Raw genomic sequence first — 20,343 nt, forward strand, 5'->3', positions numbered from 1 at the left:
ATGACGGAGTGGGAGCTATTCCATCAACCGCGGCATCAGGTCGACGAAATTGCAGGGCTTGTGCCGACTATCGAGCTGGGTTGCCAAAATGCCTTCCCACGCATCGGTCACCGCGCCCGTCGAACCCGGCAGCGCGAAGATGTAGGTGCCGCGCGCGACGACGGCGCAGGCGCGCGACTGGATCGTCGAGGTACCGATCGTCTGGTAGCTGAGCCAGCGGAACAGTTCGCCGAAACCGGGAATATCCTTGCCGTCCAGCCGGTGTAGCGCTTCGGGGGTCACGTCGCGGCCAGTGAGGCCGGTGCCACCAGTGGTGATCACGACGTCGACGTCGGGATCGTCGATCCAATTGTGGAGGCGCGAGACGATCAGCGACGTTTCGTCCTTGATGATCGCGCGCGCGGCGAGAATGTGGCCCGCGGCGGTCAGCAATTCCTCGAGCTTGTCGCCCGAGCGGTCTTCTGCTGCGCTGCGGCTGTCCGAAATCGTCAGCAGCGCGATCCGGACCGGTTTGAAGGTCAGACTTTCGTCAATCGGCATTGGCGAGGCCGCCTGCCCAGGTCAGCCGGGTGCGGTCCTTGCCGTCGGGGAAGCGCGGCCATTTGCCCTGCGCCAGCGCGGCGCGGCTGACCGATGGCTTGCCCTGTTGCGCCTCGTACATCCAGTAATTGCGCAGCACGATGCCGACATAGCCGCGCGTTTCCCAATAGGGGATCGATTCCATGTAGAGCAAAGGATCGCCATTATCGCGGATTTCGGACTGCCAGCGGGCGATCGGGGCGGGACCGGCGTTGTACGCGGCGATCACCTTGGGCAGCTGGCCACCGGTCGAGGCGTCGCGGGCCAGATATTGCAGATAGCTTTGCCCCATGTCCATGTTGACCGCGGGGATCGACAGGTCGCGTGTGTCGATCGTGTCGCCGCGCCAGCGCGCGACGTCGCGCGCGGTGCCGGGGCGCACCTGCATCAATCCCTTGGCGCCCGCCGGGCTGACCACGGCGCGCTGGAAGCGCGATTCCTGCAAGGTGTGAGCGAACACCAGCGCCGGATCGACCTTCCACCCGCCATTGGGTTCCCATTTGGGCTGCGGATAGCGTGCCTGTGCGGCAGGCTTGCGGCCCTGCGGGGTGTTGTGCGCGAGGTAGAGCTGCGTTTCGGGCAGGCTGAGCGCGCCTGCAATGGCGAGCAATTGTTCGTGTTGGCGCGGATCGCCGATCCGCGCCTGGTGGCGCAGCACGGCGTCGGCATATTTATCTTCGCCGATTTCGGCGAGCGCCATGGCGGCGCGGACATTGGGCAACTCGTCGAGCGCGCGCCACGCGCTGCGATCTGCACGGACCAGCTCGCGCTGGTTATTGACCGCAATGCCCAGCGTTTCGACCGCCAGCATGCCGTAAAAGGTTTCCTCGTTGGCGGCGGCGGAGCGCAGGCGCGCCTGTACCGAAGCCGGTTCGCCCGCCGCGACGGCGGCACGAGCGGCCCAATAATAGGCGGCCGCGCGCAGTTCGGCGTCGGGCGCCTCGCGCGAAACGCGGTCAAACGCTGCCAGCGCGGTGCGATAATCGCGGGTTCGCCATGCCGCGAGCGCCTGAACCCACGCGCCTTGCGTCGACCAGGCACCCCGTCCGGCAGCACATTCGCTCGCGAGACGGAGCGCATTGGCGTCGTCGTTTTCGATATAATAGGACCAGGCGACCTTTTGCCGCCATTCGTCGCGCGCTTCGGGCGTCAGGCGGTCGATGACGGCGTTAAGCAGCGCCTCGGCGCCCGCCGGGTCGTCGTTCTTGATCCGGTCGGGGATCGTGCGTGCGAGACCGGCAGCGACCGGATCGCTGTTGACGGTGTCGGCGTTCAGCCGTCGCGGCGCGCTTCCCGCCCAGGTCAGGCGAGCCTGCAAGGGGAGTGTCGGCAGATCGGTCGCACCGCGCCGCGCCGCCAGCCGGCCAAGCTGTTCGGCCTGCGGCAAATGCGGCGATCGCGCGAGGATCGGCATGATGTCGGTCACTTCGGCGCGGGGACTGTTCGCTGCGGTGAGCAGTTCGGCCCGCAGGAAATCGTTGAGCGGGCCCCCTTTTGCGTCGGCGTCGGCGCTATCGAGCAATGCCTTGGCATCGGCCCAGCGCTGGCCGCGGATTGCGGTCAGCACCTGCGTATAGAGCTGTTTCTGTTTCGCCGACAAAATGTCGGGAACGGTTTGCGGCGCGGCGACAAGATCGCGGCTGCTGGCATCGACCGCCCAGACCGGTGTCGCTGTCGCGGTCGCGGCCAAAACGGCCGCCGAAACAAGGTTTCTGGTCATCATCGTCATCTGTCAACGTCCCCGGTTGAGCAGTTTCAGGCTGTCCCACACCGCCGCCTTTTGCGCGGGCCGGGCCAGGAGCATCGCGGGATGCGCCACAGCCACCGCCTCCACCTTGCCGCCATCTTGGTTAATATCGAGTAACTTTCCGCGGGTTTCGGGCAGCCCGGCCGCCGCCGCCATCCGCACGATGTCGCTGCCGATCAGCAGCAGCCTTTCGGGCCGCGCCAGTTTGAGGTGATGCCATAGCAAGCGGTCGAGTTCGGCAGCATCGGCGCCGTCGCAACGCCCGCCCGCGGGGCGGGTGACCGCAAGACTCGCCATATAACAGGCGTCGCGGGTCATCCCGATCGCGCGCAGCATCGCGTCGAGCAACTGGCCTGCGGCGCCGGTGAACAATGTGCCGTCGCGCTGGTCGTCGATTTCGGGCCAGGCGGTAAGCAGCATCAGCGGCATGCCCGCCTGACCGACCGGCAACACGCGGCGCGCGTCCCACTGGCTGCCCGGCACGTCGTCGCCGGTTGCCAGCCAGCGCTGAAATTCGTCCCAATCGTCGGGAAAGACGACCGGGCCCTTGGGCGCCGCCACCTCTGGTGCCTCGTGCCGCTGGAGTGCGGCGGGGAGGGGGGCGGCTTCGGCTTCCGGCGCCAGCGTCGGTCTGAGCCGCACCGCCGTAGCGTCATTCGCCGGGGGCAGCACCAGCCAGCCCGCCGGTTCCTCACCGACGAGCGCGTCGACGCCCGCCAGCGACCACCAGTCGGTTATGCTTTCCGCCAGCGCCAATGATTGTGGCCCACCCATGGGAAATGTTCAAACAGGCTGTTGACGGACACGTCAATTGGCGGGCATCGCAATTCGTGACAGAATGAGCGCAGGACACGATGAATGTCCGCGCTGGGACGGCAGAAAGGTATTTGCGGTGAGCGAACGGGAATCGATGCCCTATGACGTGGTCATCGTCGGCGCGGGTCCAGCGGGGCTTTCGGCGGCGATCCGCCTGAAACAACTTGCGAATGAAGCGGGCAGCGAGCTGTCGGTCTGTATCCTGGAAAAAGGGTCCGAGGTCGGCGCGCACATCCTGTCGGGCGCGGTGATCGATCCCAAATCGCTCGACCAACTGCTCCCCGAATGGCGCGACATGGGCTGTCCGATGGCCGAGGTGCCGGTCAACGACAACCAGCATTGGGTGCTGACCAAGACCAGGAAAATCGGGGTGCCGCACTTCATCACGCCCGGTTTCATGCACAACAAGGGGACTTATACGGGCAGCTTGGGCAATCTGTGCCGCTGGCTCGCCGAGCAGGCCGAAGGGCTGGGGGTTGAAATCTTCCCGGGCTTTCCGGCGGCGGAAATCCTCTATAACGATGACGGTTCGGTCAAAGGCGTCGCGACCGGCGACATGGGCGTCGCGCGCGATGGCAGCCACAAGGCGGATTATGCGCCGGGGCTGGAACTCCACGCCAAATATACCTTCTTTGGCGAAGGGGTGCGCGGGCATCTGACCAAGATTTTGAAACCGCAATTTGCGCTCGACGCCGATTGCGAGCCACAGGTTTACGGGCTGGGCGTCAAGGAATTGTGGGACATCGATCCCGAAAATCACGCGCCGGGCCGGGTGATCCACACGCAGGGCTGGCCGCTTGACGAGCATGCCAATGGCGGCGGCTTTCTGTACCACCAGGCAAACGGACAGGTTGCGCTGGGGTTCGTGACCTGGCTCAATTACCGCAATCCCCACATCTCGCCGTTCCAGGAGATGCAGAAGTGGAAAACGCATCCCGAGATTGCGAAGATTTTGAAGGGCGGCAAGCGCGTGTCCTATGGCGCGCGCGCGATCAGCGACGGCGGTTATCAGTCGGTGCCGAAACTGGCCTTTCCCGGCGGCGCGCTGATCGGAGACAGCGCCGGTTTCCTCAATGTCCCGCGCATCAAGGGTACCCACACCGCGATGAAATCGGGGATGATGGCGGCCGAGGCAGCGTTCGCGGCGGTGACCGCAGGACGCGGCGGCGACACGCTTGATGCCTATCAGGCGGCGTATGACGACAGCTGGGTCAAGAAGGAACTCAGCGTCGTGCGCAACGTGCTGCCGCTCGTCGAGAAATGGGGCGATCTGGGCGGGACGATCCTGTCGGGGATCACGATGTGGCTGGAAACGCTCAAGATCAAAGTGCCGTTCACGATGAAACATCATCCGGACAATGAGAGCCTTTACCGCGCCGACATGATGCCGAAGCCCGATTATCCGAAGCCCGACGGCGTGCTGACCTTTGACCGCCTGTCGTCGGTGTTCATTTCGAACACCAACCATGAGGAAGACCAGCCGGTCCATTTGCAACTGAAAGACCCGTCGATCCCGGTCGCGTACAACCTGCCGCTCTATGACGAACCCGCGCAGCGCTATTGCCCGGCGGGGGTTTACGAGATTGTCGGCGAGGAAGAGGGCGATCCGAAGTTCGTGATCAACGCCCAGAATTGCGTCCATTGCAAGACGTGCGACATCAAGGATCCGACCCAGAATATCAACTGGGTCACCCCCGAAGGCGGCGGAGGCCCCAATTACCCGAACATGTAAGATCGTCCGCCTGTTGCTGGCGGCCGGGACATTGGCCGCTGCCGTTCCGGCACAGGCGGCCGACCAGGGCGGCGGCGCCGCGATCAATGCGCTGGTACGGGCGCGGCTCGCCGAGGAACGGGGGGATGCCGCTGGGGCACTGGCGGCGCTGACCAGCGTTTCGAGCCTGGCGCCGGACCTGCCGGGGATACGCGGCCGCATCCTCGAACAGGCGATCGAAGCGGGCGATCTGGCCGCGGCGCGCATTGCGGCCTTGCAATCGTGGAACAGCGGCGAGCGCCGCTTCGACGCGCAGCTGGTCCTGCTGGTCGATGCGATGCGGCGGTCGGACTGGAAAGGCGCGCGCGCGGCGATCGCGGGACGTGACGACAAGACCGGGACCGATGTCATCGGGCGGCTGGTGATGCCGACGGTCAATGCCTGGATCGACGTCGGGGCACGGCAGGCGACGCCCGAACGGTATCTGCTGGCGGCGCAGGGCCGGACCCGGCCCGAACCCTCGCTGGCGTTGCAGGCGGCACTGATCCAACTTGCGACGCGGCGGACGGACGAGGCGGCGGCACTGGCCGACGACATCGTGCTGAGCGACCGGACAAGCCAGCTTGTCGCCCTGCGGCTGGCGGCCACGCTGGACAAGGCGGGTCGGCGCGACGCCGCGGTCAGGCTGCGCGGGCGAACGCTGCTCGCCGCGGCGCAGCGCGAGGACCCGATGCTGCTGCTGCCCGACCAGCCGGTCGTGACAGCACGCGCCGGGGTGGCGCAATGGCTGGGTCTGCTCGCGGACGGGCTGGTCCGGGTGCCGAACAGCAACACCAAGCTGCCGCTGCTGTTCGCGCGCGCGGCGCATTGGCTGAACGATAAAGACTGGGCGGTGCAGGCGACACTGGTCGAGGTGCTCGATCGCAATGGCCAGCGCGACGCAGCGGTCGCCCTGTTGAGCGGCGGGCGTTCGGCGCTGCCGCCGGTGCTCGTCATGCGGCGCGCCGAATTGCTGGCCGATAGCGGCGATCTCGCCGGTGCGGCCAAGCTGGCAGAAACAGCGGCGGCGGGCGAAACCGCGCGTAGTCTGCTCGTCCGGCTCGCCGATATTGCACGGCGATCGGAAGATCGGAAGGCTGCGGCGGACGCGTATGAGCGGCTGGAAGCGGCTTTGGGAGAGGAACAGGGCGACCAGCAGTTGCGGGGAACGCTGTTGATCGCGCGCGCCGAGCTGTTGCTGCAAGCCGATGACTGGGACGCGGCGGCACCGCTGATCGAACAGGCCGTGGCGTTGCGCCCTGCCGACGCGATGATCCTCAACTTTGCCGGCTATTCGGCCCTGGAGCGGCGCAAGGACGTGCCGCAATCGCTGGCGCGGATCGAGGCGGCGTGGGCGAAGGAGCCGCAGAATGCCAGCATCACCGACTCGCTTGGCTGGGCCTATTTCCTGACCGGGCGCACCGGCGAGGCGGTCGAGTTGCTGGAAAAGGCGCAGCGTGGCGAGCCGACCAACGCGGTGATCGTCGAACATCTGGGCGATGCCTATTGGCAGGCGGGACGCAGGTTCGAGGCGCGCTATAAATGGCGCGCCGCGGTGCTGCTCGCCGAGGCGGAGATGGCGACGCGGCTTGAGGCGAAATTGCGCGACGGGCTGACCCCGGCGACGGTGGCGCCATGAGTGCGGTGATGGAGGAAACCGGCTGGGCGAAGATCAATCTCGCGCTGCACGTGCGCGCCCGGCGGAACGACGGCTATCATGAGATCGAAACGCTGTTTGCCTTTGTCGATGGCGGCGACGGGATTGTTGCCGAGGTGGCGGATGCAGATCGGCTGACGATCGAAGGTGAATTTGCCAAGGGATTGAGCGACGGCGCCGACAATCTGGTGATGCAGGTGCTCGCGCTGCTGCGCGCGCGCTATGGTACCGATCGGGTGCCGCCGCTGGCGGTGACCTTGACCAAGCACTTGCCGGTCGCGGCGGGGATTGGCGGCGGGTCGGCCGATGCAGCGGCGATGGCGCGGTTGGTGCGGACGCATTTCCTGCCCGAACTGGGTGATGCCGTGCTGGCACGGATCATCAGTCCGCTGGGCGCCGATATTGCTGCTTGTGTAGCGAGCACGACCTGTCTGGGGGTCGGGGTGGGCGAGGAGTTGCGCGCGGTCCCCGAACTGCGGCTGGGCGGGACACCGGTGCTGCTGGTCAATCCGCGCCAGCCGGTCGCGACCGGGCCAGTGTTTGCGGCATGGGACGGGATCGACCGTGGGGAACTGTTCGGCGATCCCGCCGGGCGGGCGCAGCTGCTGGCGGCACGCAACGATCTGCAACGTCCGGCAACGGCGCAATGTCCTGCGATAACCGACATGTTGACCGAATTGGGAGCGCTTGGCCCCTGGCTGGCGCGGATGTCGGGGTCGGGGGCAACCTGTTTTGCGCTGTTCGACGCCGCCGCAACGCGCGACGCGGCGGGGGTTCGACTGGCGCAAAGCCATCCGCATTGGTGGTACATGGCGGGCGCGCTGCGATGAGTGAGGCGTGGCGGCAGCTCGGAACGCCGCGCGCTGGCGGCACCCTGCTGATTGCCGATCATGCGTCGAACCATGTTCCCGATGACATTGATCTCGGCATCGATCGGGCGCTGCTGACCAATCATATCGCGATCGACATCGGGGTCGCCGAAGTCGCGGCACGACTGGTCGAAGGTGGCGCGGTTGATGCGGCGATCCTGGGCGGGGTGTCGCGGCTGGTGGTCGATTGCAACCGCGACGAGGACGCGCCGGGGGTGCTGCCGATCGCCAGCGACGGCCATGCGGTGCCCGGCAACGCGCTTGACGACAGCGCGCGCGAGGCGCGGCTGGCGCGCTTCTTCCGTCCCTATCACGACCATATCGCCGCGACGATCGCGGCGCAGCGGCCCGCGATGATCCTGTCGCTGCACAGCTTTACCCCGGCGCTGGCGGCGCATCCCGACCAGGTGCGACCGTGGCATGTCGGGGTGCTGTATAATGAGGATGACCGGCTGGCGGCGGCCGCGATTGCGGCGCTGGCCGATGAAGGGCTGAACGTCGGCGACCAGCTGCCCTATTCGGGCAAGCTGCTCAACGCGACGATGAACCGCCATGCCGAAGCGAACGACATACCCTATGTGGGGATCGAGATGCGGCAGGATCTGGTCGGCGACGCGGTGGGACAGGCATTGTTCGCCGAGCGACTGGCGCGCATGTGCCGGAAAGTGGCGTTGAACATCGGGGCTTAGGCGTGTAGAGGCGCATCTCGCCGCTGGTCTGCGAAACAAAATTATCAGGATTGAGTAAAATGCCTTCTTATCGTTCGCGAACCACGACCCACGGCCGCAACATGGCGGGCGCGCGCGGCCTGTGGCGCGCGACGGGCATGAAGGACAGCGATTTCGGCAAGCCAATCATCGCGGTGGTCAACAGCTTTACCCAGTTTGTGCCGGGCCATGTCCATCTGAAGGATCTGGGCCAGATGGTCGCGCGCGAGATCGAGGCGGCGGGCGGCGTCGCCAAGGAATTCAATACGATCGCGGTCGACGATGGCATCGCGATGGGGCACGACGGGATGCTCTATAGCCTGCCGAGCCGCGACCTGATCGCAGACTCGGTCGAATATATGGTCAATGCGCATTGCGCCGACGCGATGGTTTGCATTTCCAACTGCGACAAGATCACTCCGGGAATGCTCATGGCGGCGCTGCGCATCAACATCCCCGTGGTCTTCGTGTCGGGCGGGCCGATGGAAGCGGGCAAGGTTGTCCTGAACGGGAAGACAGTTGCCCTCGATCTGGTCGATGCGATGGTTGCGGCGGCGGATGAAAAATATACCGATGAAGAAGTCACCGCGATCGAGCAGGCGGCGTGTCCGACCTGCGGTTCGTGCTCGGGAATGTTCACCGCCAATTCGATGAACTGCCTGACCGAGGCGCTGGGGCTGTCACTGCCGGGCAATGGCTCGACTCTGGCTACGCATGCCGACCGCAAGGAGCTGTTCCTGCGCGCCGGGCGGATCGTCGTCGAAATGTGCCGCCGCCATTATGAGGAGGGCGACGACAGCGTGCTGCCGCGGAATATCGCGACCTTCGAGGCGTTCGAAAATGCCATGAGCCTCGACATCGCGATGGGCGGGTCGACCAACACGGTGCTGCACCTGCTCGCGGCGGCGTTCGAGGCGGGGGTCGATTTCACCATGACCGACATCGACCGGCTGTCGCGCCGGGTTCCATGCCTGTCGAAGGTCGCGCCGGCCAAGTCAGACGTCCATATGGAGGACGTCCACCGCGCGGGGGGGATCATGGCGATCCTTGGTCAGCTGGAACGTGCCGGGCTGATCCACGCGCATCTGCCGACGGTGCACAGCGCGACGCTGGGCGACGCGCTGAACAAATGGGATATTTCGCGGACCAGCGATCCTGATGTGCAGAAATTCTTCATGGCGGCGCCGGGCGGGGTGCCGACGCAGACCGCGTTCAGCCAGGACCGGCGCTGGGATTCGCTTGATCTGGACCGTGAGACCGGGGTGATCCGTTCGGCGGACCATGCGTTCAGCCGGGATGGCGGGCTGGCGGTGCTGTCGGGCAATCTGGCGGTCGATGGCTGTATCGTGAAGACCGCCGGGGTGGACGAGAGCATCCTGAAATTTTCGGGTCCGGCCAGAGTTTATGAAAGCCAGGACGCCGCGGTGGCGGGCATATTGACCGGGCAGGTGACGGCGGGCGACGTCGTCGTCATCCGTTACGAAGGGCCGAAGGGCGGACCGGGGATGCAGGAAATGCTCTATCCGACGAGTTACCTCAAATCGAAGGGGCTGGGCGCGGCTTGCGCGCTGGTCACCGACGGGCGCTTTTCGGGCGGCACATCGGGGTTGTCGATCGGTCATGTCTCGCCTGAAGCCGCCGAGGGCGGAACGATTGCGCTGGTCGAGGACGGCGACCTGATCGACATCGACATCCCGTCGCGGACGATCACGCTGGCGGTGGCGGACAGCGTGCTCGCCGAGCGCCGCGCGGCGATGGAGGCGATGGGCGAGGCCGCATGGCAACCCGCCAAACCGCGCCCGCGCAAGGTTTCGGTAGCACTTCAGGCCTATGCCGCGATGACGACGAGCGCGGCGCGCGGCGCGGTGCGCGACCTGTCGCAGTTGAAGGGCAAGTAATGCGGACGTGGGGAGGCATTGCGGGGTTGCTGTTGCTGGCGGCGTGTGGTGGCGCCCCCGACAATGGCGATCTGGCCGAGGCCGAGGCGCGCGGGGCGCGCGAAGCAGCCGCCGACGGCCGGATCGAATGCGCGCTGGAGGGCGCCAAGCTGTTCGATCGTACCTGTACCGTCGAACAGATCAGCGGAGCGGACGGGACGGTGCTGGTCGTCGGGCGCGCCAATGTCGGCTATCGCCGGTTGCAGATCACGACCGACGGGCGCGGGGTTGTATCGGCAGATGGGGCCGAACCGGCGAAGGTGACGATCGTCGGCGACGGAGTGATCGAGGTGGCAATCGGCAGCGACCGGTACCGGTTGCCGGCGAATACGGGTGGCACGACCTAAGGAACTCGTCATTGCGAGCGCAGCGAAGCAATCCAGAGCAGTTCATGCCTCTCTGGATTGCTTCGCTGCGCTCGCAATGACGAGATATAATGGCGGGAGCTTCCATCGCGACTTTTCGGTCAACCGTGCTAGTCTAGCGCCATGCTCATCCCCGCCGACGCCCCGATCCTGACCAGCGCCGCGATGCGCGAAGCCGAGGCGGCGTGTGCGGCGCAAGGGACGTCGCTGTCCGAATTGATGGAGCGCGCGGGGGCGGCGGTGGCGGACACCGCATGGCGCATGGCGGCGGGCGCGCCGGTGCTGATCCTGTGTGGCCCCGGCAACAATGGCGGCGATGGCTATGTGGCGGCGCGGATACTGGCGGCGCGGGGTGCGGCGGTGCGCGTGGCGGCGTTGGCCGAACCGGCAACTGATCTGGCGACGGCGGCGCGCGCGGGGTGGCAGGGTGCCGTCGAACCGATCACCGAGGCGCTGGCGCCCGCTCCGGTGATTGTGGATGCGCTGTTCGGGGTCGGGTTGTCGCGGCCGCTGGACGATGGAATGGCCGCTACGCTGCGTCGGTTTAGCGGTCGCCGCGTGCTGGCCGTCGATATGCCTAGCGGCGTGGAGAGCGACGGCAATGCCGGCTGGATGCCGCCGCTGCCAGCCGATGTCACGCTGGCGCTGGGCGCATTGAAGCCCGCGCATGTGCTGCTGCCGACCGCCGCCGCGTGCGGCAGCGTGCTGCTCGCGCCGATCGGGATCGCTGCGCAGGCAACGATGCGGACGCTGCCGAGCCCGACGGTCGCAACACCCGCCGCGGCGGCGCATAAATTCGACCGCGGGATGGTGCTGGTCTTTGCCGGGCCGATGCCCGGCGCGGCGGGGCTGGCGGCGGCAGCGGCGCTGCGCGCGGGGGCGGGCTATGTCGTGCTGGAAGGCAGCGAACGCGCTCCGCTGTCGGCGATCATCACCGAAAGCGATGCGCGCTTCGGCGAAAGGCTGAGCGATCCGCGGGTCGGTGCGGTGGTGATCGGGCCGGGCTTTCCCGCCAGCGACGAGTTGCTGTTCGACGTCGAGGCAGCGCTCGATTCGGGCAAGCCGCTGGTGCTCGATGCGGCCGCAATCGCCGCAGCCCTACCGCGCTTGTGCGAAACGCCGTGCCGCGCGATTCTGACCCCGCATGAAGGCGAGTTCGCGCGCACCTTTCCCGAGCTTTACGGGAGCAAGATCGACCGCGCCAAGGCGGCGGCAGTGCGAACTGGGGCGGTCGTCGTCTATAAGGGCGCCGACACCGTCATTGCCGCGCCCAATGGCCGGGTCGCTGCGGGGTGGCCGGGTAGCCCATGGCTCGCGACGGCGGGGACGGGCGATGTGCTGGCGGGGGCGTGCGGCGCGATGCTGGCGCGCGGCGGTGATCCTTTCGACGCCGCGGTTGCCGCGGTGGGGTGGCATATTGCGCGCGCAAAGGCTATCGGCCCCGGCCTTGTCGCCGACGATCTGGTTGCCGACGATCGTATGAAAGCCTGATGTGACCGAAACCGCTTTGATTACCCGCATTGCCGCGCGCGGCGACGGCGTCACGGCCGATGGCCGCCATGTTGCGGGCGGTGTGCCGGGCGACAGGGTGCGGGGCGACGGGATCATCATCCCGGGACCGAACCGCGCCGAACCGCTGTGCCGCCATTTCGGCAAATGCGGCGGGTGCGAGTTGCAGCATGTCGCCGAAGGCGCGCTCGCCGATTTCGTGCGCCACCGGGTGGTTGGCGCCCTGGCGGCGCAGGATGTTGCCGCGGGCAACGTGCTGCCCGCGCTGCTGTCGCCGCCGCAGAGCCGACGCCGCGCGGCGCTGACCGCGCTGCGTACCGGCAGGCAGGTCGCGATCGGCTTCAACGCCGCGCAGAGCAACCAGATCGTCGACATGCAGCAGTGCCCGCTGCTGCTGCCCGAATTGTTCGCGCTGATCGCGCCGCTGCGCGAGCTGTTGACCGAGATTGCGCAGCCAAGGCGGCCGGTGAAGGTCAAGCTCCAGATGCTCGATCAGGGGGTCGAGGTGTTACTGGAGGGGGTCAAGGCAGAGGGGCTTGACGCGGCCATGGCGTTGCAGGACTTCGCGGGCGTGCATCGGCTGTCGCGCTTTGCCGTCGATCAGGGCTATGGCCTGGAAACCCTGTGGCAGCCTGAACCGCCGACGGTGGGGTTCGGCGAGGTAATGGTCGAAGTGCCGACCTTTGCCTTTCTGCAAGCCACCGCGGCGGGGCAGGCGGCGCTGGTCGAGGCTGTGACGAACGCGATCGGCGATGCCCCTGCCGTGGCCGATTTGTTCGCCGGGGTCGGGACATTTGCACTGTCGATCCAGAAGGGGCGCAAAGTTTATGCCGCCGAGGGGGCGCGCGATGCGATCGCGGCGCTGACTGCCGCCGCGAACCGCACCGGGGCGCTGGTCGCGACCGAGCATCGCGACCTGTTCCGCCGCCCGCTGATCGCCGCGGAGCTGAACCGATTTGGCGCGGTCATTCTCGATCCGCCGCGCGCGGGGGCGGAGGAGCAGGTGGTGCAACTGGCGGCGTCGGCGGTCCCGGTGATCGCTTATGTCAGTTGCAATCCCGCCAGCTTTGCGCGCGATGCGAAGCTGCTGGTCGCGGGTGGTTACACGCTCGATTGGGTGCAGCCGGTCGGGCAGTTCCGCTGGTCGACGCATGTCGAATTGGCCGGACGGTTCAGCCGGTAGCAGAAGCCCCTCCCCTTCAGAGGAGGGGATGGGGTGGGGCCATCAGCCTTGCGCAAGGCGTCGGACCCCCACCCGCTGCGACTAACGAACAAGTTCGCAAGTCTCGCTGCCCTCCCCTGAAGGGGAGGGCGTAAGGGCTTCAGTTCAACACAAACCCCATGAACGCATGCACGCACAGCGCGAGCAGCGCGAGGCTGGCCAGCGCGAACACCAGGAACCGCCACATCACGCGGTTGACCGTCACCTGGATCAGGCTGTGAACGATCCGCAAGACCACATAGGCCCAGGCAAGCTGGGCGTTCAGCCCGCCGCCCATGCCGCCGACCGCCAGCGCAATGGCGACCGCGTAGAACACCGTCGGTTGTTCCATCAGATGGTTATAATTATGCGCCTTCCACTGCACTTCGGCGGGCAGCACGTCGTCGAGCCCCTTGCCGGTGCCGCCGACCATCTTGGCGGCGTCGATCTTAGCGCGTTGCATGGCGGGAATGCGAGTCGCGTACATCCACACCCACATGATCATCGACCACAGCGCGAGCGTGGCGACCGGCCCAAGAATATCGTTCGTATCCATATATCTTCCCCCTCAACCCAAAGTGGCGATCACCGCCAGCAACGCCAACGCGATCAGACAGAATGTCGCCAGCGCAAAAATCGCGAAGCGCACCGGAACGCGGTTCACGGTCGCTTGGTACAGGCTGTGGATGACCCGCAGCACGACGTAGGCCCACGCCAGCCCGCGTGTCAGGTCGGTGCTGCCGCCCGACAGATGCAGAAAGATGATCACCGCGTAGAACAGCGTCGGCTGTTCGAGCAGATGTGTATAATTGTGCGATTTCCAGTTGGTAAGCGGCGGCAAAACACCTTCCAGATCGACCCCGCGTCCACCCGGGGGTGCAGTCTTGAGGTCGAGGCCGACCTTGCCGAACGCCTGAAATCGCGTGACCGCGGCCCAGCCGAGCATGATGAGTGTCCACAGCGCGAGTACGGCGCCCGGCGCGAGCAGGTTTTCAGGCATGTCGTTCCCCCTTCCAGAATAAGCGCGATGCTAGGGCGCGCGCACAGCAAAGCAATCGCGGAAATTCAGCCCTGCCGTGCCGCCAGTTCGGCGCGGATCGCCGCGCCGTCGCCATCGACCCTTGGCGCAAAACCCAAGTCGCCGGGGGGCGACGCGCCATATTTCACCGGCGGCTGTATTTCGTGGAACGCGCCGATGTCGGGGTGGACGCGGGGACGGAAAAAGCCGGTGGCGACGAAATGCGGGTCGTCCTTGATGTCCTGCAAATCGCGCGCGGCCATCGCGGGGATGTCGTTCGCAGCGAACAGCGCCAGCCATTCGGCGGTGGTCTTGGCCGGGGTCTTGCGCGCGATCTCGCGGTAAACGATCGGCATGTGCTCGCCCTTCGCTTTCGCCGCCTCGAATTCGGGGGTTTGGGTCAGTCCTTCGCTGCCGAGGAGCGCCATCAGCCGCGCCGTCGATTCGGCGGTATAGGGGACGATCGCCAGATAGCCGTCGCTCGTCGGAAAGGGCTGGCGCGTCGGATCGAGCTGGCGCGGATAGCCCGCGGGGCCGAGTGGGGGGTCGAGCGCCGCGTCGCGCAGATGTTCGGTCAACATGAAAGATGCGAAACATTCGAACATCGGCACCTCGACCGCCTGCCCCTCGCCGGTGCGCAGCTTGTGGATCAGCGCGACGAGAATCGCCTGCGCGCCAAACTGGCCCGCAATCTTGTCGGCGATCAGCGACGGGAAATAGCGCGGGCGCGGGTCGCCATCGACGCGTGGGAGCAGGCTGGTGGTGCCGGTCGCCGCCTGGATCACATCGTCATACGCCTGCAAATCGGCATAGGGGCCGTCCTGCCCGAACCCGGTGCCATGGACGTAGATGATGTCGTCCTTGATCGCCTTGCACCCGGCATAGTCGAACCCCAGCTTGGCGATCGCCTTGCCGCGGACATTGTGAAAAAATACGTCGGCGGTGGCGACCAGGTTGCGGAGCACCGCCGCGTCTTCGGGCTTTTTGAGGTCGAGCGCGATCGAGCGTTTGCCGCGGTTCACCGTCAGGTGGATCGACCCCATCGTCGGGTCGGGAACCCCGCTGCCCAGATAACGCGAAATGTCGCCCGTGCCCGGTGTCTCGACCTTGATGACCTCGGCCCCCAGATCGGCGAGCATCTGCGTCGCATAGGGGCCGAAGATGACGGTGGTCAGGTCGATGATTCGGATGCCGGACAGCAAGGCGCGTCTCTCCCTCCTTGTGGTTCGGCAAGGATAGAATGATTTCGATATGAAACGGAAGAGGAGATGTGGTGGGTCGCGCGGCGATCGGCGACGCCCCGGCATCCGTTGCGATGGCAACGGGTGCAAGGACGCCGCCGACTGACGGGCATGTGGGTCGCAGAAACGCCGCCAGTGACGGGATCAAAGCCGATTCGGCGGCGCACCGCATCCTCCATTTGAAGGACGGACGCGCGCTCGCGCTCGATCAGGTAGGTGCGTTTGCGCCAATGCGCGCCAGCAGCGCGGCGAGATCGGCCTGCCGCGCACACCCGGTCTTTTCCAGCACGCGGCGCAGCTGGGTCCGTACCGTGCTGATCGCAACATCGCCTTCGGTCGCGAGCGCCTCGGGCGTTTCGCCCGCGGCAATGCCGCGCGCGATGCGCGCCTCGGCGGGCGTCAGGTCGAACAGCGATTTCATCAAGGTCGCGCTCGGCGCGCGATCCGACGCGACGGGGATGAGCAGCAGCAGCGCGAAGCTGTCGCCGAACACGTCATGCGCGCCGCGCCGGACGGGAATGACATGCGCGACGAGTCCAGGCAGGCCGTCGTCGCCGCGCACTGGAAAGGAGCGAACCCTGTCGCCGGCATCCTGATCGAGCGCAGCGATCGCGTCGGTCAAGATCTGGTCTGCCTTGCCATCGCGCAGGCGCAGGCGTCCGTGCGCGCCATGAACAACATGATCGCTGAGGTCGGCGGCGAGCGGGCTGGTTTCGGTAACCTCGCCCGTCGCCTTGAGCAGAAAGGCGGGGAGCTGGAGGGCGGTCAACGCCTCGGTCGCGCCCTGCGCCCGCTTGTGCTGGAGACGGGCGCTGACCAGCGCGCTGCGTGCAAGGTGGGGCCGGATCATGTTCAGCCGCGCAACACTATCGGGATCGACGGGGCCGTCGGCAAAGGGGCGTTCGACGCTGAACACGATATTGTCGCCGGTCGGCACCTGCAGCCCGGTCCCCGCCGACCAGCCCAGGCCGCGCGGGCGAAAGAAATCGCGATAAACGGGGTCGGCGTCGATTTCCGCGTCGCTCCAGAAATCATGCTCTACGAAGAAGGACGGCGCGTCCTGGCTCATCAGGCAGACGCGGCGGCTGCATTTTCCGAACCAGCCGTCGTTGACATATTCGGCAAACACGTCGGCGACCCGTTCCGATGCCGTCCAATTCAGCGCCTTGCGTGCGGAGAATAGCAGACCGCCGACCGCTCCGGACAGCGCCGCGACATCATCGAGCACCGCCGGCCACGCCTCGGGCACGACCGAGCATTCATAGATACGGTCGATCAGATCGTCCTGCATTCCGCCCCCGGTTGTTGCGACGTCGCGGCGACTTTCCAGTGCCGGCACCTTTTTTGCAAGTGTGGTTGCGGGAAAATGTACCGTCGTCGGACGGTGAAATGTTTCGACAACTATCGAAATAAGAATTGACGACCGCTTATAATTCGATAATTCCGGAAATATAGAATCAAATCGGGCATGGCGGATGAACCGCCTGCGCGGAAAAGTACCGGAAGGAAGCGAAATGGTTTCGATGGTGACGTCGCCTGCGCCCTGGCGCGGCGAGGCTTTGCAAGACCGGCCAGAGCAGTGGCTCTATCTGCCGAACGAAGCCGAAATACGGACGATCGTGACGGCGGCGCAATCGGCGGTCGCGGCGGGCGTGCCGCTGGGCGAACTGGCGCGTGAAGATTATCCGATGACCGGGTTGGAGGCGGCGCTGGACGACTGGCGCGCGCGGATCGATAGCGGGCATGGCATGGTGCTGATCCGCGGGCTTCCGGTCCGGCGCATCGGGCGGGAGGTTGCGGCGGCGGCCTATTGGCTGATCGGCTTGCATCTCGGCCAGCCGACCGCGCAGAATCCGGCGGGCGAGATGCTGGTCGATATTCGCGACACCGGTGCGCCGGCCAGCGACCACAATGTCCGGCTGTACAAGACGCGCGCCGAACTGGCCTTTCACACCGACGGTGCCGACATCATCGGGCTGCTCTGCCTGCGCGGCGCGCGGGCGGGCGGGGTCAGCCGCATCTGCTCGTCGGTCGAGGTGTATAATCAGGTCGTCGCGCGGCGACCCGAGCTAGTGCCGCTGATGGAGCGGGAATTTCATCATCACGCGCACGGACAGCTGGGACCGGATGGCCCGAAGACCTTTCGCTATCCGATCGTCAGCCGCGATAGCGGGATTTTCCGGATGATGTTGCTGACCTGGTATATCCGTAATGCCGCCGAGGATTTCCCGGAGATTGCGGCGCTGAGCGACGACGAGCAGAGCCTGCTCGACCTGCTCGAATGGCTGCCCTTTGAACCGGGCATGGCGCTCGACATGAATTTTCAGGAAGGCGACATGCAGTTCCTCAAAAACTCGGTCGTACTGCATGCGCGCACAGATTATGAGGATTGGGACTCAGCCGAGGAAAAACGGCATTTGCTCCGGCTGTGGCTGAACGTTCCGGAATTTGCCGACGGCGATGACCGGTTGCGGCATGGTTTTGCCAAAGAGACCAACGGATGATCGATCATCAGTTTGTGGTGATCGGGGCCGGACAGGCGGGGCTGGCGGCAGCACGTCGTTTGCAACGCGCGGGTGCCGACTTCTTGATCGTCGATGCCGAGCAGGCTGTCGGCGGCTCGTGGCGCCATTACTACGACAGTCTCGAGCTGTTTTCGCCGGTGCGCTACTCGTCATTGCCGGAATTTCCGATGCAGGGCGCGCCCGACGCCTATCCGACGCGCGACGATGTCGTCGACTATCTGCAGCGGTATCGCGACCATTTCGCCTTTCCTTTGAAACTGGCGACGCGCATATCGTCGGTCACCCGCGATCCCGATGGGTTTGTGTTGATGCCCGAAGGCGGAACGGCGATCCGCGCGCAAAAGCTGATCGTCGCGTCGGGCGCCTTTGGCGCGCCGAACCTGCCGCAGATCGCCGGGCAAGCCGAATATCGGGGCCGCATCGCCCATTCATCGGAGTACCGCAATCCGGATGCCCATCTGGGCCAGCGGATCATCGTGGTCGGCGCCGGAAATTCAGCGGTGCAGATTGCCGTCGAGCTGGCGGATCATGCCGACGTGACCTTGGCCGTCCGAGACAAGCTGCGCTTTCTGCCGCAGCGGGTGCTGGGCCGCGATATTCACTGGTGGTTCGACAAGCTGCGCCTCAACGGCCTGAACCTGTTTTCGGACCATGGCGTCCCCATCGTCGACGATGGCCGCTACAAGGCTGCGTTGCGCGCCAATCGCCCCACAACGCGAAAGATGTTCCGTGCCTTTACCGCCGACGGTGTCGTGTGGCCCGACGGCACGACCGAGCGGATCGACCAGGTCATTTTCGCCACAGGCTTCCGTCACGCGATGGACTTTCTCCGCCCATCGGGCGCGCTCGACGCGCAGGGGCAGCCGCTGCATCGGCGTGGGGTGTCGACCAGCGTCCGCGGGCTCGGCTTCGTGGGACTCTCGGGACAGAACGGCTTTGCATCGGCGACGCTGCGCGGCGTCGGGCGCGACGCCGATTACGTCATCCCCCGTATCGCCGCGATGTGATCCAATTGCCGCGCGGCGGTGATCAGAACAGCTTGGTCACCGTTGCGCTGCGGCGTTCCTGTTCGACTTCGCCGGTGTAGAGGCTGGTCATCGGTTCGTCGCTGACGACATGCGTTTCGTCGGCGCCGAAGCCGTTGAACTTGGTCCGCATCGCGCAACCATAAGCACCGAGCATCCCGATTTCGATGAAATCGCCCGCCTTGATGTCGGCCGGCAGGAAGAAGGGACCGGCCATATGGTCAAGGTCGTCGCAGGTCGGGCCATAAAAGCTGAACGGCACCAGCTCGGCATCGCTTTCGACATCGCGTTGCAGCGATACCGGGAAGCGCCAGCCGACATGCGCGGCGTCGAACAATGCGCCATAGGCACCGTCGTTGATGTATAGCTCCTCGCCGCGGCGCTTTTCGACGCGGACGATCAGCGAGCTGTATTCGGCGGACAGCGCGCGGCCCGGTTCGCACCAGAGTTCGGCCGAATAGCTGATCGGCAGGCTTTCGAAGCTGCGGTGGATGGTGTCGAAATAGGCGTCGAGCGGCGGCGGCTCCATGCCCGGATAGGACGACGGAAAGCCCCCCCCGACATCGATGATGTCGACGGTGACCGACGCGGCGACAATCGCGGCGCGGACACGCTCCATCGCCTGGGCATAGGCGTGCGGGGTCATTGCCTGGCTGCCGACGTGGAAACAGATGCCAAGCGCGTCGGCGGCCTGCCGCGTGGCCATCAGCAGTTCGGCCACTTCGTCGGCTTCGGCACCGAATTTGGCGGCGAGGCTGAGCTTGCTGTGGTCGGACGAGACGCGCAGACGCACGAGCAGGTTGAGGTCGGCGGCGCCTTCGGTGGCACGGACGATCTTTTCCAGCTCGTCCATCGTGTCGAGCGAGAAGGTGCGCACGCCATGCTTCCAATAGGCTTCGGAAATCGCTTCCTCGGCCTTCACCGGATGCATGAAGCAGAGGGTCGCCTGCGGCAGGGTGCGCGACACCAGCCGGACCTCGGCGATCGAGGCGACGTCATAATGGGTGATGCCCGAATCCCACAGTACGCGCAGCAGGTCGGCGGACGGATTTGCCTTGACCGCATACATGGTCGTGCCGGGAAACCGGTCGATGAAGAAACGCGCTGCGCGCCGCGCGGCGTGCGGGCGGACGAGCGTGACGGGTTCGACCGGCGAAAGTGCCTGAATCAGCCCGTGGGCGCTATGATGCTGGTGCAATGCAAGGGACCCCCAAAAGTGTAACGGTAAACGACAAGGCTGCCTTGCGGTTATTGGAAGTCCCCCTGGGGCAGCGGAGAGCGCATATATGGAGGGGGGTCCCCCCTGTAAAGTCCCTATCGCGCAATTTTGTAATAGTGCGGTAACACAAAGGGCGAAGCGGGGCCGTAGTGCGCCGAACGGGGCAAAATCGAGACAA

The 20,343-nt window shown here is 65.8% G+C and carries 18 protein-coding genes; 10 read left to right on the forward strand and 8 right to left on the reverse strand.

What is annotated here, in order from left to right:
- Positions 1-15: 15 nt before the first annotated feature.
- Genes moaB through IR187_RS00060 form a run of 3 tightly spaced genes read right to left on the reverse strand, consistent with a single transcriptional unit; the run spans position 16 to position 3,100 of the window.
- A complete protein-coding gene (gene moaB / locus IR187_RS00050) occupies positions 16-540 on the reverse strand; it encodes a molybdenum cofactor biosynthesis protein B (protein WP_194952629.1) in 525 nt (174 codons plus the stop codon).
- Positions 530-2,299, reverse strand: coding sequence for a lytic transglycosylase domain-containing protein (locus IR187_RS00055; protein WP_228765418.1), 1,770 nt, complete (start codon positions 2,297-2,299; stop codon positions 530-532). The genes moaB and IR187_RS00055 overlap by 11 nt, the downstream gene beginning before the upstream one ends.
- Positions 2,300-2,311: 12 nt before the next feature.
- Entirely contained in the window at positions 2,312-3,100 is a 789-nt protein-coding gene (locus IR187_RS00060; RefSeq protein WP_194952632.1) for a uracil-DNA glycosylase family protein, read from the reverse strand.
- 118 nt (positions 3,101-3,218) lie between these two features.
- On the opposite strand from IR187_RS00060, the gene IR187_RS00065 reads away from it, so the two are divergent.
- The 8 genes from IR187_RS00065 (at position 3,219) to IR187_RS00100 (ending at position 13,119) form a co-directional block, all read left to right on the forward strand.
- Entirely contained in the window at positions 3,219-4,874 is a 1,656-nt protein-coding gene (locus IR187_RS00065) for an electron transfer flavoprotein-ubiquinone oxidoreductase (RefSeq protein WP_194952634.1), read from the forward strand.
- A gap of 31 nt (positions 4,875-4,905) precedes the next feature.
- Entirely contained in the window at positions 4,906-6,531 is a 1,626-nt protein-coding gene (locus tag IR187_RS00070) for a tetratricopeptide repeat protein (RefSeq protein WP_228765419.1), read from the forward strand.
- The gene (locus IR187_RS00075; protein WP_194952636.1) at positions 6,528-7,379 is read left to right on the forward strand and encodes a 4-(cytidine 5'-diphospho)-2-C-methyl-D-erythritol kinase; all 852 of its coding nucleotides are present in this window, start codon (positions 6,528-6,530) and stop codon (positions 7,377-7,379) included. Before IR187_RS00070 ends, IR187_RS00075 begins: the two co-directional genes overlap by 4 nt.
- The gene (locus tag IR187_RS00080; protein ID WP_194952638.1) at positions 7,376-8,107 is read left to right on the forward strand and encodes an N-formylglutamate amidohydrolase; all 732 of its coding nucleotides are present in this window, start codon (positions 7,376-7,378) and stop codon (positions 8,105-8,107) included. The genes IR187_RS00075 and IR187_RS00080 overlap by 4 nt, the downstream gene beginning before the upstream one ends.
- A gap of 59 nt (positions 8,108-8,166) precedes the next feature.
- Entirely contained in the window at positions 8,167-10,023 is a 1,857-nt protein-coding gene (gene ilvD, locus IR187_RS00085) for a dihydroxy-acid dehydratase (RefSeq protein WP_194952640.1), read from the forward strand.
- Positions 10,023-10,409: a hypothetical protein gene (locus IR187_RS00090; protein ID WP_194952642.1), complete on the forward strand. Its 387-nt coding sequence runs from the start codon at positions 10,023-10,025 to the stop codon at positions 10,407-10,409. Before ilvD ends, IR187_RS00090 begins: the two co-directional genes overlap by 1 nt.
- A gap of 141 nt (positions 10,410-10,550) precedes the next feature.
- Positions 10,551-11,918 (forward strand): NAD(P)H-hydrate dehydratase, encoded by a 1,368-nt coding sequence (locus IR187_RS00095; RefSeq protein ID WP_194952644.1) that lies wholly within the window; start codon positions 10,551-10,553, stop codon positions 11,916-11,918.
- A 1-nt stretch (position 11,919) separates the two neighbouring features.
- Complete coding sequence (locus IR187_RS00100) at positions 11,920-13,119, forward strand: class I SAM-dependent RNA methyltransferase (RefSeq protein ID WP_194952646.1); 1,200 nt, start codon at positions 11,920-11,922, stop codon at positions 13,117-13,119.
- 139 nt (positions 13,120-13,258) lie between these two features.
- Here the strand turns inward: IR187_RS00100 and IR187_RS00105 are convergent, their stop codons facing one another.
- From IR187_RS00105 to IR187_RS00120, 4 genes are all read right to left on the reverse strand, one after another.
- On the reverse strand, positions 13,259-13,693 hold the full coding sequence (locus tag IR187_RS00105) for an MAPEG family protein (protein WP_194952648.1): 435 nt from the start codon (positions 13,691-13,693) through the stop codon (positions 13,259-13,261).
- Positions 13,694-13,705: 12 nt separating this feature from the next.
- Positions 13,706-14,137, reverse strand: a complete 432-nt coding sequence (locus IR187_RS00110; protein ID WP_194952649.1) for an MAPEG family protein — start codon at positions 14,135-14,137, stop codon at positions 13,706-13,708.
- Between the two features lie 65 nt (positions 14,138-14,202).
- On the reverse strand, positions 14,203-15,357 hold the full coding sequence (locus tag IR187_RS00115; RefSeq protein WP_228765420.1) for a CaiB/BaiF CoA transferase family protein: 1,155 nt from the start codon (positions 15,355-15,357) through the stop codon (positions 14,203-14,205).
- 247 nt (positions 15,358-15,604) lie between these two features.
- Positions 15,605-16,735: a helix-turn-helix transcriptional regulator gene (locus IR187_RS00120; protein ID WP_194952651.1), complete on the reverse strand. Its 1,131-nt coding sequence runs from the start codon at positions 16,733-16,735 to the stop codon at positions 15,605-15,607.
- A gap of 175 nt (positions 16,736-16,910) precedes the next feature.
- On the opposite strand from IR187_RS00120, the gene IR187_RS00125 reads away from it, so the two are divergent.
- Both IR187_RS00125 and IR187_RS00130 read left to right on the forward strand, forming a co-directional pair.
- Positions 16,911-17,900 carry a TauD/TfdA family dioxygenase gene (locus IR187_RS00125; RefSeq protein ID WP_194952652.1) on the forward strand — a complete coding sequence of 330 codons (990 nt, stop codon included), beginning with the start codon at positions 16,911-16,913 and terminating at the stop codon, positions 17,898-17,900.
- A complete protein-coding gene (locus IR187_RS00130; RefSeq protein ID WP_194952653.1) occupies positions 17,897-18,928 on the forward strand; it encodes an NAD(P)-binding domain-containing protein in 1,032 nt (343 codons plus the stop codon). Before IR187_RS00125 ends, IR187_RS00130 begins: the two co-directional genes overlap by 4 nt.
- A gap of 22 nt (positions 18,929-18,950) precedes the next feature.
- Here the strand turns inward: IR187_RS00130 and IR187_RS00135 are convergent, their stop codons facing one another.
- Positions 18,951-20,144, reverse strand: a complete 1,194-nt coding sequence (locus IR187_RS00135) for a type III PLP-dependent enzyme (RefSeq protein ID WP_194952654.1) — start codon at positions 20,142-20,144, stop codon at positions 18,951-18,953.
- Positions 20,145-20,343: the final 199 nt, after the last annotated feature.

It is taken from the genome of Sphingopyxis solisilvae, from assembly GCF_015475875.1.
GTDB lineage: Bacteria > Pseudomonadota > Alphaproteobacteria > Sphingomonadales > Sphingomonadaceae > Sphingopyxis > Sphingopyxis solisilvae.